Annotated in this window: 13 protein-coding genes and 1 riboswitch; of the genes, 4 read left to right on the top strand and 9 right to left on the bottom strand. The window is 74.7% G+C overall.

Translation table 11 applies throughout. The annotated features are described in order from the left end of the window. The first annotated feature begins 188 nt into the window (after positions 1-188). Positions 189-1118 carry an SCO1860 family LAETG-anchored protein gene (locus ACZ45T_RS18465; RefSeq protein ID WP_468442464.1) on the top strand — a complete coding sequence of 310 codons (930 nt, stop codon included), beginning with the start codon at positions 189-191 and terminating at the stop codon, positions 1116-1118. A 99-nt stretch (positions 1119-1217) separates the two neighbouring features. On the opposite strand, the gene ACZ45T_RS18460 is transcribed toward ACZ45T_RS18465, so the two are convergent. Further along, positions 1218-2447 carry a CapA family protein gene (locus ACZ45T_RS18460; RefSeq protein ID WP_468442462.1) on the bottom strand — a complete coding sequence of 410 codons (1230 nt, stop codon included), beginning with the start codon at positions 2445-2447 and terminating at the stop codon, positions 1218-1220. Between the two features lie 300 nt (positions 2448-2747). Beyond that, on the bottom strand, positions 2748-4169 hold the full coding sequence (gene cobC, locus ACZ45T_RS18455; protein WP_468442460.1) for an Rv2231c family pyridoxal phosphate-dependent protein CobC: 1422 nt from the start codon (positions 4167-4169) through the stop codon (positions 2748-2750). 142 nt (positions 4170-4311) lie between these two features. On the opposite strand from cobC, the gene ACZ45T_RS18450 reads away from it, so the two are divergent. Then, the gene (locus ACZ45T_RS18450) at positions 4312-5037 is read left to right on the top strand and encodes a ZIP family metal transporter (protein ID WP_468442458.1); all 726 of its coding nucleotides are present in this window, start codon (positions 4312-4314) and stop codon (positions 5035-5037) included. Positions 5038-5039: 2 nt separating this feature from the next. Here ACZ45T_RS18450 and ACZ45T_RS18445 read toward each other — a convergent pair whose 3' ends face one another. From ACZ45T_RS18445 to ACZ45T_RS18415, 7 genes are all read right to left on the bottom strand, one after another. Then, complete coding sequence (locus ACZ45T_RS18445) at positions 5040-6530, bottom strand: cobyrinate a,c-diamide synthase (RefSeq protein WP_468442456.1); 1491 nt, start codon at positions 6528-6530, stop codon at positions 5040-5042. Continuing rightward, positions 6524-7123 carry a cob(I)yrinic acid a,c-diamide adenosyltransferase gene (gene cobO, locus ACZ45T_RS18440; protein ID WP_053678569.1) on the bottom strand — a complete coding sequence of 200 codons (600 nt, stop codon included), beginning with the start codon at positions 7121-7123 and terminating at the stop codon, positions 6524-6526. Before cobO ends, ACZ45T_RS18445 begins: the two co-directional genes overlap by 7 nt. Further along, positions 7123-9264 carry a putative cobaltochelatase gene (locus tag ACZ45T_RS18435; protein WP_468442454.1) on the bottom strand — a complete coding sequence of 714 codons (2142 nt, stop codon included), beginning with the start codon at positions 9262-9264 and terminating at the stop codon, positions 7123-7125. The genes cobO and ACZ45T_RS18435 overlap by 1 nt, the downstream gene beginning before the upstream one ends. 325 nt (positions 9265-9589) lie before the next feature. Then, positions 9590-11113: a cobyric acid synthase gene (locus tag ACZ45T_RS18430; protein WP_468442452.1), complete on the bottom strand. Its 1524-nt coding sequence runs from the start codon at positions 11111-11113 to the stop codon at positions 9590-9592. Continuing rightward, positions 11110-12114 carry a cobalamin biosynthesis protein gene (locus tag ACZ45T_RS18425; RefSeq protein ID WP_468442450.1) on the bottom strand — a complete coding sequence of 335 codons (1005 nt, stop codon included), beginning with the start codon at positions 12112-12114 and terminating at the stop codon, positions 11110-11112. The genes ACZ45T_RS18430 and ACZ45T_RS18425 overlap by 4 nt, the downstream gene beginning before the upstream one ends. Before the next feature lie 58 nt (positions 12115-12172). Further along, a riboswitch (cobalamin riboswitch) is annotated at positions 12173-12258 on the bottom strand. Between the two features lie 150 nt (positions 12259-12408). Beyond that, positions 12409-12630 (bottom strand): hypothetical protein, encoded by a 222-nt coding sequence (locus ACZ45T_RS18420; RefSeq protein WP_468442448.1) that lies wholly within the window; start codon positions 12628-12630, stop codon positions 12409-12411. Between the two features lie 28 nt (positions 12631-12658). After that, complete coding sequence (locus ACZ45T_RS18415) at positions 12659-13927, bottom strand: inorganic phosphate transporter (RefSeq protein ID WP_468442446.1); 1269 nt, start codon at positions 13925-13927, stop codon at positions 12659-12661. Between the two features lie 343 nt (positions 13928-14270). Here ACZ45T_RS18415 and ACZ45T_RS18410 point away from each other — a divergent pair, with 343 nt between their 5' ends. Beyond that, a complete protein-coding gene (locus tag ACZ45T_RS18410; RefSeq protein ID WP_468442444.1) occupies positions 14271-15401 on the top strand; it encodes an alpha/beta hydrolase in 1131 nt (376 codons plus the stop codon). 116 nt (positions 15402-15517) lie between these two features. Beyond that, a complete protein-coding gene (locus tag ACZ45T_RS18405) occupies positions 15518-16942 on the top strand; it encodes a hypothetical protein (protein ID WP_468442442.1) in 1425 nt (474 codons plus the stop codon). Positions 16943-16985 lie beyond the last annotated feature (43 nt).

Genomic DNA, 16985 nt, shown 5'->3' with positions numbered 1-16985 from the left:
ACTCCCGTGGTTCCTGAGGCGAAGAGAATCGAATACATGCGTGGAAACCACCCTTTGGGGTGAACTCACGTCAGGTGGCTGCCCGTTCACTCTCAGTGCGTAAAGATTCCGGGGTCGAGGCCGTCGACGCGCGCAATGTCCCCCATTGGCGGCGCGACGGCACCCATCTCCCCGGGGGTTCCACCACCTTGAACAGCAACACCTTCCGCATGCCCGCGGCCGTCCTTCTCGCCACGGGAGCGGTAGCCCTGCTCACCGCTCCGCCCGCCTCCGCCACGGGAGGCGGCGGAGCCGGCGGCGAGGGCAAGGCCGGCGCCGTCGTCCTGCGCACCGGACTGGACGTGGGCCTGCTCAACAAGACCGTGCACGTCCCGCTGAAGGCCACCCTCAACGAGGTCAGCGCCCCGGCGGCGGCCGAGAAGACCGCACTGACCGTCACCCTGGACGGGGTCGAGGGCGACAAGCCGGTCAGCGTCCTGCGCGCCGACGTGGCCACCTCCAAGGCGACCGCGGACAAGACCCGCGCGGAGGCGGAGGCGAACCTCGCCAAGGCCAAGGTCCATGTGCCCGGGCTGCCGTTGCTCTCCCTCATCGAGGTGGAGAAGGTCACCTCCAAGGCCGTCTGCGAGGCGGGCAAGAAGCCCGTGGCCAGCTCGAACGTCCTCGGGACGGTGACGGCGCTCGGCAAGAAGGTCACCCTGTCGGCGGGCGGTCCCACCAAGATCGAGGTCCCGGGCGTGGGCCTGGTCAGCCTGGAGCTGTCCGGTACGCAGACCACCTCCACCACGGCCGCCGCCGCCGCGCTGCGCCTGAAGGTGTCGGTGAACCCGCTGAACCTGAACGTGGCACAGGTCGACGGCGAGATCGTGCTCGCCGAGGCGCACTGCGAGTCCCCGACCGGTCCGGCGCCGACCCCGTCCACCGCGTCGGCCACGCCGGACGTCAAGCCCCAGACCGGAGCCTCCGGAACCGGCTCGGCCCTGACGACCAACGCCAACGCCAACCTCGCCGAGACCGGCGGCGGTTCGCTGACCCCCTACGTCGCGGGCGGGGCGCTGGTGCTGCTCGGCATCGGCGGGGGCGCGCTCGTCGTGACCCGCCGCGGCAGGGCTTCGTAGCACTGCCCGGGGCGCACGCGCCGGGACACCCGCTGGAGCACCCGGAGGGGAGTGCTCGGCGGTGGCGTTTCGGCGGGCGGTGTCTCAACGGGCGCCGTCTCAGCGGGTGGCGTGCTCCAGCCCCTGCCCGCCCGCGCCGCGTGACATCACGGCCTCGGTGACCTGCTGGTCGATCCGGGCGTACTCGCTGCGCTTGGCGGCCGGGAGCGTGCTGTCGGAGGCCGCGCAGGAGGCGCAGACGACGCGGAACGGCGGCCCCATGTCCGAGAACTGCGTGAGGTACTCGGCCTTCACCACCTCCCAGCGTCCGGGATGAGCCGCCGCCGGGGCGAAGGTGAAGCGGGGGACCGAGGACTGGTTGCCGCGCAGTTTGTCGGCCGGTACGAAGCTGGCGACCTGGTCGCCCATGCCGAACACCACCCAAGTGCCGTTGATCTTCTCGTAGGGCTGCGGCACGTGGTTGTGCGTGCCGATGATCAGATCGATGTCGGGGAGGCCATCGGCCGAGCGGGAGGCGGTCAGCGCCTCGGACAGCGCGCGTTGCTGCTCGTCGGGCGCCGTCTGCCACTCGGTGCCCCAGTGGACGCTGAGCACCACCACGTTCGCGCCGCCCGCCCGGGCGGCGCGAGCGTCGGCGATGATCCGGTCCTTCTCGATCAGGTTGACGGCCCACGGCTTGTCCGCGGGGAGCGGGATGCCGTTCGTGCCGTAGGTGTACGACAGTTGGGCGACCTTCGCGCCGCCCGCCGCCATCAGGGCCGGAGCCTTGGCCTCCTCCCCGCTGCGGGCCGAGCCGACGTGCGGGATGCCGACCCGGTCCAGGTGTTCCAGGGTGCGGGCGAGGCCCTCGTAGCCGTCGTCCAGCGTGTGGTTCGAGGCGGTGGAACAGCCGTCGTAGCCCGCGTCCTTGAGCGCGTCCGCCAGCTGGTGCGGGGCCTTGAAGAGGGGATAGCCGGTGTAGGGGCCGCCGGGGCGCCCGTACGGTATCTCGTGGTGGCATATCGCCAGGTCGGCGGCGGAGACCAGGGGTTTGACCCCGGCGAGTATCTTCCGGAAGTCGTACTCGCCGGCCTTGCCCGCGTCGTCCGCCGACCGCTGGACGATCGAGGGGTACGGGATGACGTCACCCGTCGCCACCAGGGCGAATGCCCGTCCGGCGGGCGCGGCCGGCGCGGTGCTCGCCGTCGGCGCGGGCCGTGGGCCGAGCCGCTGCTCCGCGGTGGTCCCCCGGCCCCCGTCACCGTCGAGCAGCCGCGGAACGACGAGGACCCCGCCCCCCACGACCACCAGCCCGGCGACGACCGCGCCCACCCGCGCGGATGCCCTCATCGCTGCCCCCTGCTGCCACACGTCCGACCCGGTGCCTCGTGCACCCGCCCCCGAGCGCCATGGTAGGCGCACTGCCCGTACGCCCCGTCGGGAAGCGGCTGTTCGGGGCATCGGTCCCTGGCGCCGAAGCCCAGCCCGGCCGGTTCCGCCGGGGTCGGGTGTGTGCCGGGGCGTCCCCGCAGGGCGCCGAACACAACACCGCCGCACCCCCCGACCCCTCGCCACGTTCGGCGCCCGAGGAGACGCCCCGGCGCGCGCCCGACCCCCCCCGGGCCCCCGGGCCAGCCCCGGTGCTTCGGGTCAAGGCGCGGCGAGCGCAAGGGCGTGGTCCATGGCCTGGAGCAGCCGGCCCGTCGTCGCCCGGTCGCGGACCGCCAGCCGGAGCCAGGTGTGGTCCAGCCCCGGGAAGGTGTCACCGCGGCGGACGGCGAAGCCGAGGGCGCGCAGCCGGGTGCGGACCTCCGCGCCGCCCGCCACCCGGATCAGGACGAACGGCCCCTCCGCCACCCCCACGACCGAGATCTCCTCGAACTCCGCGAGCCCGGCCAGCAGGTGCGCCCGGTCCACCGCGATCTGCCGGGCCGCCTCCGCCGCCTCGGCCAGCGCCGCCGGAGCCACGCAGGCCTCGGCCGCCACCAGCGCCGGGGTCGACACCGGCCACAGCGGCTGCGCGGCCGCCAGCTTCGCGATCACCTCGGGCTCGGCCAGCACGTAGCCGATCCGCAGCCCCGCCAGCCCCCAGGTCTTCGTCAGGCTCCGCAGCACCACCAGCCCCGGTACGTCCATGCGTCCGGCCAGGGCCTCCCGCTCGCCCGGGACGGCGTCCATGAACGCCTCGTCCACCACCAGGATCCGGCCCGGCCGGGCCAGCGCGGCCAGCGTCGCCGCCGGATGCAGGACGGACGTCGGGTTGGTCGGGTTGCCGATCACCACCAGGTCCGCGTCCTCGGGGACGGCCGCCGGGTCCAGCCGGAACCCGTCCGCGGGCCGCAGCACCACCCGCTCCACCCGGTGCCCCGCGTCCCGCAGGGCCGCCTCCGGCTCGGTGAACTGCGGATGCACCACGACCGGCCGTACGGCGCCCAGGGCCCGGGCGATCAGCACGAAGGCCTCCGCCGCCCCGGCCGTCAGCAGCACCCGCTCGACCGGCAGCCCGTGCCGTGCCGCCACCGCCGCGCGGGCGGACCGCCCGTCGGGGTACGCGGCGAGATCGCCGAGGGAGGCGGCGATCCGCTCCTTGAGCCAGGCCGGGGGCGTGTCCGCGCGTACGTTGACCGCGAGGTCCACCAGCGCGGAGCCCGCGTCGATCACCTCCGCGTCCCCGTGATGGCGCAGGTCGTGAGCCTGCGCGGTGGCCACCGCGCAAGTCGCCGCCACCGACCGCCGCTTGGGTACGAGGAGTTCCCCGCCCCCGGCGAGGGCCGCGGCCTCCGCCACCGAGGGGGTCCCGGCGGCGGTGCGGGCCGCGTCCGAGGGGTGCGGCACGGTGATCGCGGCCAGCTGCTCGGAGGGGTAGCCGAGGAGGGGCACGCCGAAACGTTCCGCCGCGCCCGCGATCCCCGCCTCGCCCACCTTCGACTCCACCGTGGCCAGCGCCGTCACCGCCGCCGTGGCCAGCCCGGCCCCCCGCAGCGTCTCCTCGACCAGGGCGCAGACCTCCGCGACGGAAACCCCCGCGCGTCCGCCGACCCCGACCACCAGCTGCGTCACGTGCTCGCCCACCGGGGATCCTCCTCCGTAGTCACCGTCACCATCACCGCAGCCGTCCACGGTCGGTCGTCCGCCGGTCGGTCGTCAACACTCCGCCGCCCGCCACCCGCACGCGGACATGCGCGCGGAGCGGGGAGTCGGTATTCAGGGGCACATGGCCGTGATCGTGGCGTTGGGCGCGTTCCTGATGACCCTGGCGGGCGGATGGACGGCGCAACGCGTCACCGACCGCCGCCACCTCGTGCTGGGCCTGGCCGGCGGGCTGATGCTCGGCGTCGTCGGCCTCGACCTGCTCCCGGAGGCCCTGCACGCGGCGGGGGACGATTTCCTCGGCGTCCCGCTCGCCCTGCTGCTCTTCGTCGCCGGATTCCTCGTCGCGCACGTCGTCGAACGGCTCCTCGCCGTACGCCAGGCCGCGCACGGCGCCGAGAACGGCGGACGCGTCCCCCAGGTCGGGCTCACCGCGGCGGCGGCCATGGTCGGCCACAGTCTCGCCGACGGCGTGGCCCTGGGCGCGGCCTTCCAGGTCGGCGGGGGGATGGGGGTGGCCGTGGCGCTGGCCGTCATCACCCACGACTTCGCCGACGGGTTCAACACGTACACGCTCACCAGCCTCTACGGGAACGCCCGCCGCAAGGCACTGATGATGCTCTTCGCGGACGCCGTCGCCCCCGTCGTGGGCGCGGCGTCCACTCTGCTGTTCACCCTTCCGGAGGAACCCCTCGGGGCGTACCTCGGTTTCTTCGGCGGGGTCCTGCTGTACCTGGCGGCCGCCGAGATCCTGCCCGAGGCCCACCACACGCACCCCGCCCTGTCCACGCTGATGTGCACGGTGGGCGGGGTCGCCGGGATCTGGCTCGTGGTCGGCCTCGCGGACTGATCTCACGGCCGGGCCGCCGCCGCTTCGACGAACCGCAGGGCGACGGACGGCTCCGCCGCCCAGTGCGTGTGCAGGTAGCTGGCGTGCACACCCTGCTGTACGAAGCCCTCGACCCGGCGTTCCGGGTGCGTGAACCCCCAGGCCGGCGCGGCCCCGGCGCCCGGCTCGATCACCGTCCGGTGGAACTCGTGCCCGCGCAGCCGGGTCCCGGCGGGCGCGAGCGCGCTGTCGGACACGGCCACGGCCTCGCGGTAGCCCAGGGTGAGGCGCTCCGACATCCGCGCGTCGGCGTCGAGCACCCCGCACATGGGCTTCCCGTCGAGGGAGCGCGCGAGGTACAGCAGCCCGGCGCACTCGGCGGCGACGGGTCCGCCCTGTGCGGCGAAGTGGGCCACGGCCTTGCGGAGCGGCTCGTTGGCGGACAGCTCGGGGGCGTACACCTCGGGGAAGCCGCCGCCGATCACCAGGCCGGTGGCTCCGTCGGGGAGCGCCTCGTCCCGGAGCGGGTCGAAGGTGACGACGTCGGCGCCGGCGGCGGTGAGGAGCTCGGCGTGCTCCGCGTACGAGAACGTGAACGCGGCCCCGCCCGCCACTGCGACCACCGGTCGCGGTCGCGGACCCCGCCCTGCGGCGCCGTTGCCGGGGGCGCTGCCCCCGGACCCCCGCGCCTCAAACGCCGGCGAGGCTGAAATACCCAGCCCCTCCGGCGTTTGAGGAGCGGGGTCTGGGGCGGAGCCCCAGCTGCGCGCCAGCGCAGTCGACGGCGACCAGGCCTCGCAGTCCATCGCCGGGGCCGTGCGGGCCAACGACATCAGCGCGTCCAGATCGCAGCCGGCCCGGACCTGCGCGGCCAACGCAGAAACCGCGGCCAGCGCATCCGCGCGCCGCTCGGCCACCGGCACCAGGCCCAGGTGCCGCGAGGGCGTGGCCACCTGCGGAGCCCGCCGCAGGACGCCGAGTACCGGCATCCCCGCTTCCTCCAGGGCCTCCCGCAGCATCACCTCGTGCCGGTCGGAGCCGACCTTGTTCAGGATCACGCCCCCCAGCCGCACCTGCGGGTCGAAGGAGGCGAAGCCGTGCACCAGCGCCGCGACCGACCGCGACTGCGAGGACGCGTCGACCACCAGCACCACCGGCGCCCGCAGCAGCTTCGCGACCTGCGCCGTCGATGCCAGTTCACCCCGGCCCGCGGCCCCGTCGTAGAGGCCCATCACGCCCTCGACCACCGCGAGGTCGCACCCGGCCGCCGCGTGCGCGAACAGCGGAGCGACCAGCTCCGGCCCGCACATGAAGGCGTCCAGGTTGCGCCCCGGCCGGCCGGTGGCCAGCGCGTGGTAGCCGGGGTCGATGTAGTCGGGCCCGGCCTTGTGCGGGGACACGGCGAGGCCGCGCTCCGCGAAGGCCGCCATCAGGCCCGTGGCCACGGTGGTCTTGCCGCTGCCGGACGACGGCGCGGCGATGACCAGCCGGGGAACGTTGAACGAGGTCACCACTCGATGCCCTTCTGGCCCTTCTGGCCGGCGTCCATGGGGTGCTTGACCTTGGTCATCTCGGTGACGAGGTCCGCGAACTCCACCAGCTTCTCCGGCGCGTTGCGGCCCGTGATCACCACGTGCTGCGTACCGGGACGGTTCCGCAGCACCTCGATGACCTCGTCGACGTCGATCCAGCCCCAGTGCATCGGGTACGCGAACTCGTCGAGCACGTACAGCCGGTGCGTCTCGGCCGCCAGATCGCGCTTGACCTGCTCCCAGCCCTCCTTGGCCGCCTGCTCGTTGTCGAGCTGCGCGTCCCGCTGGACCCAGGACCAGCCCTCGCCCATCTTGTGCCAGACGACGGAGCCGCCCTCGCCGGAGGCGCCGAGCACCTTGAGCGCGTTCTCCTCGCCGACCTTCCACTTCGCCGACTTGACGAACTGGAACACCCCGATCGGCCAGCCCTGGTTCCAGGCGCGCAGCGCCAGCCCGAAGGCCGCCGTCGACTTGCCCTTGCCCGGGCCGGTGTGGACGAAGACGAGCGGGCGGTTGCGGCGCTGGCGCGTCGTGAGTCCGTCGTCCGGAACGACGGACGGCTGTCCCTGAGGCATTACGCGGCCCTCCTGTTGGTGTGGGATGTGGCAGACGTTCCCGATGCGGGGGACGTCACTGCGGTACGTACGTTCTTCACGAGTCCGGCCAGCGAGTCGGCCCGGAGCCCGTCGAGCGTGACGGCGGGCCCGCCGAGGTCCGCGGCCAGTACCCCGGCCAGCCCCAGCCGGACCGGCCCGGATTCGCAGTCCACGACCACCGAGGCGACGCCCCCGGCGGCCAGCAGCCGGGCGCTGCGTCCCGAGAGTTCGCGCGGGTCGCCGCCCGCGGCCCCGGCCGACGTGGCCCGGCCGTCGGTGACGACCACGAGCAGCGGGCGGCGGCTCGGATCCCGCAGCCGCTCGATCCGCAGCACCTCGTGGGCCTTCAGCAGCCCGGCGGCCAGCGGGGTGCGGCCGCCCGTCGGCAGCTGCTCCAGCCGGGCCGCGGCCGCGTCCACCGAGGACGTGGGCGGCAGCGCCAGCTCGGCCGTGGACCCCCGGAAGGTGATCAGGCCGACCTTGTCCCGGCGCTGGTAGGCGTCCAGGAGCAGCGACAGCACGGCGCCCTTGACCGCGCTCATGCGCTGCCGGGCGGCCATGGAGCCCGACGCGTCGACGACGAAGAGGACGAGGTTGCCCTCGCGGCCCTCCCGCGTGGCCTGGCGCAGGTCGTCCTTCCGGATCACCAGGCCGCGCCCGTCGCGGCCGCGCGCCTTCTGGTGCGGGGCGGCCGCGTGCACGGTGGCCGCCAGGTGCAGCTTCGTGAGCTGGCCGCGGGGGCGCTGGGCCCCGGTGGTCCGGCCGTGGGCGGTGCGGGCGCGCGAACGGCGCCCGGCCGCGCCCTCGCCGAGGCCCGGCACGCTCAGCATCTTGGTCCGGAACGGCTCGGCGGCCCGTACGGCGGCCTGCTCGGGCCCGCCGGCTCCCTGGGCGGAGGGCTGCGGGGCCTCGGGGGCGTCCTCGGGGGCCTCGGCGGGTTCCGGTGCCTCGGGTGGTTCCGGCGCCCCGGTGCTCTCCGACGGCCCGTTGCCCTGCGGGGGCACCCCGCCGCCGTCGGGACCGCCACCGCCCTCGGGGCCGCCACCGTCGTCGTCCGGGCCCTCGGGCTCCGGGTCGGGCTCGTTCTCCGGCTCCGGTTCCGGCTCCTCGTCGGGGAACTGGTCGAGGATCTCGTCCAGCTTGTCCTCGTCGAGCCCGGGGGCGTCGAAGGGGTTGCGGCGCCGCCGGTGGGGGAGCGCCAGCAGGGCGGCCTGGCGCACGTCCTCCTTGCGCACCTCGGTCCGTCCGGCCCAGGCGGCCAGCGCGGTGGCGGTCCGCGCCATCACGATGTCCGCCCGCATGCCGTCGACCTCGAAGGCGGCGCAGGTCGCGGCGATCTGGAGCAGCGCGGTGTCGCCGAGCGCGACTTGCGGGAGCAGCGCCCGCGCGGCCACGACCCGGGCGCGGACCTCGTTCTCGTCACCGGCCCAGCGGGTCGCGAAGCCCGCGGGATCGTCCTCGTAGGCGAGCCGTCGGCGCACCACTTCCACCCGCTGGGCGGGTTCGCGGGAGGCGGCGACCTCGACGGTCAGGCCGAAGCGGTCGAGCAGCTGCGGTCGCAGCTCGCCCTCCTCGGGGTTCATCGTGCCCACGAGGAGGAAGCGGGCGGCGTGGCGGACGGAGACGCCCTCGCGCTCCACGTACGAGGCGCCCATCGCGGCGGCGTCGAGGAGGAGGTCGATGAGGTGGTCGTGGAGGAGGTTGACCTCGTCGACGTAGAGGATCCCGCGGTGGGCGTCGGCGAGCAGCCCGGGCTCGAAGGCCTTCACGCCTTCGGCGAGGGCCCGTTCGATGTCGAGGGCGCCGACGAGACGGTCCTCGGAGGCGCCGACGGGCAGCTCCACCATGCGGGCGGGACGGGCGGCGCCGGGGCCGCTCTCGTGCGGGCCGTCGGGGCAGGCCGGATCGGGCGCGGCCGGCGCGCAGCTGAACCGGCAGCCCGGTACGACGTCCACCTGCGGCAGCAGCGCGGAGAGCGCGCGCACGGCGGTGGACTTGGCGGTCCCCTTCTCACCGCGCACGAGCACCCCACCGACCGCTGGGCTCACGGCGTTGAGCAGGAGCGCCAGCCGCAGGTCGGTCTGGCCGACCACTGCGGTGAACGGGTAGGGCGTGCTCATGCGTTGCTCACTCCTTCGAGGGTGGTGCGGGTCGCTGCCGCGGGCTCTGCCGAGGTCTGCGGGTGCGGCGCCGTTGCCGGGGCTCCGCCCCAGACCCCGCTCCTCAATCGCCGGCGAGGCTGAAAGACCGGGGCTCCGCCCCGAACCCCGCTCCTCAAACGCCGGAGGGGCTGAAAGACAGCCTCGCCGGCGTTTGAGGCGCGGGGGTACGGGGGCGGAGCCCCCGCGGGGTCCGGGGCGGAGCCCCGGGAGCGGTGGCCGGGGTCGCAAGCCCCGGCTTCGGGAAGGGGCGGGGTGGGGGAGGCCGCCCGCAGGGCCACGCCCGTCACGGCGCGCCCGGCGGGAGGAACGGCAGGCCCGCCGGGGCCCCGCCATCGATCAGGCGGAGCAGGGCATCCGTATCCGCGTGCTCCGCGATCAGGTCGCCCAGCAGGTCCAGCTGTTCCTCCCGCAGGGAGGAGAAGGACGTGTCTGCGGCCGGGACGAAACGACGGCCCGAAGCCGCTGCCACCTCACGGAGGAACGCCCGGCGGAAGCCGTCCGACTCCAGCGAGCCGTGCCAGTGGGTGCCCCACACCGACCCGACCCGGCAGCCGTCCAGGAACGGCTCCCCGCCCAGGACCTCGGCCACCCCGTGGTGGATCTCGTACCCCTCGACCGGCTCGCCCAGCGCCGAACCCACCGGCCGGGCCAGGGTCTTCTCCGCGGCGAAGCGCACCCGCACCGGCAGCAGCCCCAGGCCGTCCACCGAACCGGCCCGCGATTCGACCTCGTCCTCGATGTGCTCGCCCAGCACCTGGAACCCGCCGCAGATGCCCAGCACCGGGCGGCCCTCCGCGGCCCGCCGCAGCAGCGCGTCCGCGAGGCCGCGTTCGCGCAGCCACGCCAGGGCCTTCACCGTGCCCCGCGTGCCGGGTACGACGACCAGGTCCGCGTCGGCCAGTTCCTCGGCCCGGTCCACGAACCGCACCACGACCCCCGGCTCCGCCGCGAGCGCGTCGACGTCCGTGAAGTTCGACATCAGCGGCACCGCGCACACGGCGACCCGCAGCACGTCCTCGCCCACCGGCGGCGCGACCACGGACTCCCGTACCGCGCCCCGCAGGGAGACCCGCAGGCCGTCCTCCTCGTCGATGCCCAGCCCGTGCTGGAAGGGCAGCACGCCGTACGTCGCCCGCCCCGTCAGGCCGCGCAGCATCTCCATGCCCGGTTCCAGCAGCGACACGTCGCCGCGGAACTTGTTGACCAGGTACCCCGCGATCAGCGACTGGTCCTCGGCCGACAGCAGCGCCGTCGTACCGAAGAACGACGCGAAGACCCCGCCCCGGTCGATGTCGCCGACCACGACCACCGGGAACCGCGCGGCCCGCGCGATCCCCATGTTCACGATGTCGGTCCGCCGCAGGTTGATCTCGGCCGGACTGCCCGCCCCCTCGCAGATCACGGCGTCATACGTGCCCCGCAGCTGCTCCAGGCAGTCCGTGACGATGCCGAGAAGCTGCTCCTGCCGGCCTCCGTGGTAGCCCCGCGCGCTCATCTCGCCCACCGGCTTGCCCAGCAGCACCACCTGGCTGCTGCGGTCGCTGCCGGGCTTGAGCAGCACCGGGTTCATCAGCGCGGTCGGTTCCACGCGGGCGGCCTGGGCCTGCATGGCCTGGGCGCGCCCGATCTCGGCGCCCTCCCGCGTGACGAACGAGTTGAGCGACATGTTCTGCGCCTTGAAGGGCGCCACCTTCACGCCCTGGCGGGCCAGCCAGCGGCAGATGCCCGCCGTGACCACGCTCTTGCCGGCGTCCGATGTGGTGCCCGCGACCAGCAGTCCGCCGCCGCGCTTCGCGCCGCCGCTCATCGACGTCCCTTCGTTGTCTTACGGGAGCTACGGAAACCACGGGAACCACGGGAGCCACTTGCGCCACGGGAGACCAGCGCCCGGGCCGCCACGCAGGCACCCAGCGCCAGCCAGGTCACCTGACGTGACAGCCGGACCGCCCGCTCGATGTCCGCGACCTCCACCGGCCGCCCCGCCTCGTCGTTCAGCACGGCCCGGTGTTCGACCCGGCCGCCGTACGCCAGGGTCCCGCCCAGTCTGACGCCGAGGGCCCCGGCGAAGGAGGCCTCGACGGGCCCGGCGTTGGGGCTCGGGTGCGCGGCGGCGTCCGCGCGCCACGCCCGTACGGCTCCCCGCCGGTCGGGGCCGGCCAGTACGGCGGCGACCGCCGTGAGCCGGGCCCCCGGCCAGCCGGCCAGGTCGTCGAGTCGGGCGGAGGCCCAGCCGTAGCGCAGGTAGCGGGGGGACTTGTGGCCGACCATCGCGTCCAGGGTGTTCACGGCGCGGAAGGCCAGCAGCCCGGGGACCCCGGCGACGGCGCCCCACACCAGGGCCCCGACCACCGCGTCGGAGGTGTTCTCGGCGACCGACTCCACGACGGCGCGGGCCATCTGCTGGTCGTCCAGCGCCTGCGGGTCGCGCCCGCACAGGTGCGGCAGCCGCTCCCGGGCCACCTCGGTGTCACCGACGGCGAGCGCACCGCCGATGGCGCGGGCCTCCCGGCCCAGCGAGGTGCCGCCGACGACGGCCCAGGTGGCGGCGGCGGTCAGGGCGATACGGGCGGCCGCGGGCCGGGAGCGCACGGCGCGGGCGCCCAGCGCGCCGACGGCGGCCGCGCCTCCGGCGCACACCAGGGTGTGCAGGAGGCCCCGGGCGCGGTCGTCGCGCCACAGGGCGCGCTCGACTGCGGCAGCGGTTCGTCCGAAGGCGGCCACGGGGTGCCCACGGCGGGGATCCCCGAGGATCCGGTCGCCGATCAGGCCCGCCGTGGCGCCGTACGCGAAGACGCGATCGGCACGCATGGTGGCAGGTATGTCCTCACTCAGGGTCCGCGCCCTGGTTCGACGTGTCCGGCGGCGAGAGTTCCTGGCTCCCGGGGCGCACGTGAGGCGTGCGCTCCCCGGTGACAGTGGCGGGACCGCGCCGGATTCGCACCGGACTTCCTCTCCATGCCGCCGTATTGGCTCGGGCAGTCCACCACGCACCGCGAAGGCCCGTCAACTCGCCGTTGACCTGCGGCTCCGCAGGGGCCGGGGGACGCGAAAACTCCCCCCGGGAGAAACCCGGGGGGAGTCGTCACAGGGTCGTGCGCCGTCTCAGGAGACGATCAGGTAGATCCCGTACGTCACGGCCGCCGCGACGAGCGCGAAGCAGACGTACGCGCCGCTGCGGGCCAGGGTGGCGGTGCCGCCCTGCTCGGTGGCGGCCTCGTGCTTGGACAGGCCCACCAGGCCCAGGGTGAACAGGGCCACGAGGGTGACGGTGGCGGAGAGGCTGACCCCGAAGACGGAGCCGAGTGCTTCCCAGTCGATCTTCATACTGCCGTTTCCTCTGTCGTTCTCGGGGTCAGACCGCGGCGGCCGGAGCGGCCGGGGTGGTCGTCGCTGCCGGGATGGTGGCCTTGAGGTCCTCGTCCGTCACGGCCGCGGTGGTACCGGCGGCGGCGACGGTCGGCGGGACGGTGACGGCCGCCATCGCCGTGGTGACGACACCCGGTTCCTCGGCGGCGGCCGGCTCCACGTCGTTGACGTTGTGGTGGTCGACGACCTGGCGGCGCGAGATGAGCCAGATGGCGAAGCAGGAGGCGACCAGGAAGACCGCGACGGCGGCGACGCCGATGTCACCGGTGCGCATGACCAGCTCGGCACCGGAGGCGACCAGGGCGGCGGCCGGCAGGGTCAGGCCCCACGCGATGAACATGCGGGTCGCGGTGGACCAGCGGACCACGCCGCCCTTGCGTCCCAGACCCGCGCCCATGACGGCGCCGGAGCACGCGTGGGTGGTGGAGAGGGAGAAGCCGAGGGAGGAGGAGGCCAGGATGACGCTGGCGGCCGAGGTCTGGGCGGCGAAGCCCTGCTGCGGCTGCAGGTCGGTCAGGCCCTTGCCCATGGTGCGGATGATGCGCCAGCCGCCCAGGTAGGTGCCCATCGCGATGGCCATGCCGGCGGAGACGATGACCCAGACCGGCGGGTTGGCGCCGGCGGGCAGGGCGTTCCCGGCGATGAGCGCCAGGGTGATGATGCCCATCGTCTTCTGCGCGTCGTTGGTGCCGTGCGCGAGGGAGACGAGACCGGCCGAGGCGATCTGACCGGCGCGGTACCCCTTGGTGGAGGTCTTCTCACCGACCCGGTTGCCCAGCTTGTACGTGACCTTGGCGGCCAGCATCGCGGCCACACCGGCCACGAGCGGCGCGGCGATCGCGGGGATGAGCACCTTGGTGACGACGACGCTGCCGTTGACCGCGTCGAGGCCGGCGGAGGCGACCGCGGCACCGATCAGGCCGCCCATCAGGGCGTGGGAGGAGCTGGAGGGCAGTCCGACGAGCCAGGTGACGAGGTTCCAGAGGATCGCGCCGACGAGCGCGGCGAAGATCACCTCTGGCTGGATGCCTTCTTCGTTGACGAGGCCCTTGGAGATCGTCTTGGCGACCTCCACGGACATGAACGCGCCGACGAGGTTGAGCACGGCGGACATGGCCACCGCCGTCTTGGGCTTGAGGGCGCCGGTCGAGATGGTGGTGGCCATCGCGTTGGCTGTGTCGTGGAAACCGTTCGTGAAGTCGAACACGAGAGCGGTAATGATCACGATCCCGAGGAGAAGCGTTATGTGCTCCATTTACCCAGGCTTCTGTTTGACGTCAGTGGCTCGGCGACCGTAAGCAACCTGGGTGAACGGAAGATGAACTGACGCGGGCGGAGCGGTGTACTGACCCGAGGCGTGATCGAGTCATTCGTCCTGATTCCAGCCAAGATCTATCGATTAATGCACGTCAAAGCCGGGTGAATGAACCCCTCCGCGCCGCACCCGCGGTGCGTACGACCGCGCCTCCCGGGCGCCGAATGAGACCTAGATCACCCCGCTCGCGGCGCCGGTGGACCGATTCCCTCCGATGGCGCTCCGGCCGCCCCCGGACGGCGCTCCGGTGGCCCGCCGGAGCCCGGGCCTCGACACTGGAGCGGTGCGTACCGCCACAGCGACGGCAGCGGCCGTCACCACGACCCTCCTGGGCGCCGGTGCGGCCGCCGTCGCGGTCGGCCGGTACGCCGCCGACGCGGCCCTGCGGCCCGAACCCGGCCGCCCGCTGCCGGGCGGACGGCGGCTCAGCGTCCACTCCGCCGCCGCCGGCCGCGTCGCGCTCACCCGCTCGCCGGCCTCCCTGAGCCCGGGTACGTACGGCCTGACCGCGCCCGGTGTGCACGCCGTCGTCGGGCCCGTCCTCACCGACGCCGACCACGACCCGGACACCGTCGTACGGCGGCTCCTCGCCGTCACGCACGGCGCCCTCGACCCCGGCACCCGGGTCACCCTCACTCCCCAGGTCCACGTCGGCAACCCGCGCACGGCCCTCGGCCTCGACCACGCCGACGTGGACGTCCCGGGGGAGCTCGGCGCCCTGCCCGCCTGGTTCGTGCCCGCGGCCCGGGACACCTGGGTCATCACCGTGCACGGGCTCGGCAGCAGCCGCGAGCACCCGATGGTGGTCATGCCCTTCCTGCACCGCCAGCGGATGCCCGTCCTGGACCTGGGCTACCGCGGCGACCTCGGCGCCCCCGCCTCCCCGGACGGCCTCGGCCACCTCGGCGAGTCGGAGTGGCGCGACCTGGACGCCGCCATCCGCTACGCCGTGCGCTACGGCGCCCGGCGCGTGGTTCTGCACGGCTGGTCCACCGGCGCGGCCATGGCCCTGCACGCCGCCGAGCGCTCGGCGCTCGCCGACCGGATCTGCGGGCTGGTGCTGGACTCGCCGGTGCTCGACTGGCACACCACGCTGCGCGGGCTCGCCGCCGCGCGCCGCACACCGGCCGCCGTGCTGCCGCTGGTGGTCCGGGCCGCCGAGGGTCGCGCGGGGCTGCGCGCCGACCGCCGGCCGCCGGGCGCGGACCCCGGCGCGCTGCGCGTGCCCGTCCTGATCTTCCACGGCCCGGACGACACCCTCGCCCCCTGGGAGCCCTCCCGCAGGCTCGCCGCCGCCCGCCCCGACCTCGTCACCCTGCACACCGTGCGCGGGGCCGGACACGGGGCGATGTGGAACGTCGACCCGGCCCGCTACGAGGAGGCCCTGCGCCGGTTCCTCGTCCCCCTCATGTGAAAGCCGTGTGACGGACCGGGCCCTGCGGGCGTCTTGCCCCGGTCTGCCCCACCGGCGGCGGTGGCAACGGCCGGTTCCGTTTGGGCTTTCGGCCAGTGACGGGCGAGACTGCTTCCGTGACGTCCCGAAAGCCTGATGAGCAGTTGGCTCGCGACTCCAGACTCCGACTCGTCTCCCCGCGGTCGGTCGCCGCGGCCCGCAAGGCGGTGACCGACCGACGCCCCCGGCCCGCCCAGCGGCCCCCGGCGGGCACGCCCGCCACCGCGGACCTCGCGAACCGGGCCCGGGCCTCGCTCGCCGATGCCGTACGCCTGACCCGCTGGGCCGAGCGCAGCCTCGGCGCCGGAGACGGCGGCCGGCCCGCCCCCACGGGCGCCCTGCCCGCCTCCGACGTCGAACGCGCCGCCGCGGAACTGGGCCTGACGCACGGCCAGATCCAGGTCGGCTGGGACCGCGCCCGGCTCGCCGGCCTCGTCGAGGTGCACGGCGGCCACGCCCGGCCCGGCTGGCGACTGCGCGCCTGGGACCGCGACGACACCGCCGTACTGCGCGGCTGGGTCGCCCTCTTCGACGCCTGGTCACTGGTCCACCCCGCCCCCGCCGACATCGCCCCCGCGGCCGTCGCCGAGGTCGTCGAGGCCATGCCCCAACTCCTCTCCCTGCTCCAGCTGTCGGCCGGGCCCGTGACCGTCCCCGACTTGCTCGACCTGCTCGGGCAGCGCGTCACCGAACTGCGCGACGAGCGGTGCGAGATCCCCTACGACGCCGAGCCCGCGACGGCACTGACGACCGCCTCCGCCTCCGCGGAGAGCCGCCCCGTCCCGCTCGCCCGGCTGCTGCGCTGGGCGCTCGGCGGACTCGCCGCCGTGGACGCCGTCACCCTCGGTCCCGCCCGCGCCACCCTCACCCCGCTCGGCAGCTGGGCCGTCTGGGTCAAGCTGGAGCAGATCTGCGTCGCCGCGCAGAGCCCCGCCGGGAACATCGAGCAGTCGGCCGCCGCCATGCTGCACGGCTGCGCCCGGCTCACCCCGGGACCGGCCCGCGCCGAGTACCAGGCCTGGCTCGCCGCCCGGCCCGTCGGCCACGCCGTGGCCGAGCTCCTGCAGGCCGCCCGCGGCGAGGACGCCCTGCTGCGCGGCCTCGCCTTCGAGGCGCTGCGCGTGGTCGGCGCCCCCGCCGAGCCGGAGGTGCGCGCCACCGTGCGCGAGCCCGCCCTGCGCCCCTACGCCCTGCTCTGGCTCGCCGAGCACGACGGGATCGACCCGGACGAGGCGCAGGACGTGCTCACGGCCGAGGAGTCGACCTGGCTCTGGGTGGACACCGCGGCCGCCATCGCCGACCACGGCGAAGCCGACCTGCTGGCCCGCCACCTGGACTCGGCCGTCCGCACCACCGTGCCCCGGCTGCTGGACGAGGTCCGCGCGGTCGGACACCCCCGCACCGTGCAGGTCCTGGTCGCGCTGGCCGCGGCCCACCCCGACCCGGCCCTCGCCAAGGCGGTCCGCCGCGCGGCCTTCCAGGTGCATACCGGCGGCGCGTAACGCGCGTAGCGCCCCGTACGGGACCACACGTACCCGCCGCGGG

It is taken from the genome of Streptomyces sp. NPDC030995, from assembly GCF_055571215.1.
The sequence above is the reverse complement of the archived record's forward strand: the minus strand, read 5'-3'. Positions and strand labels throughout refer to the sequence as shown.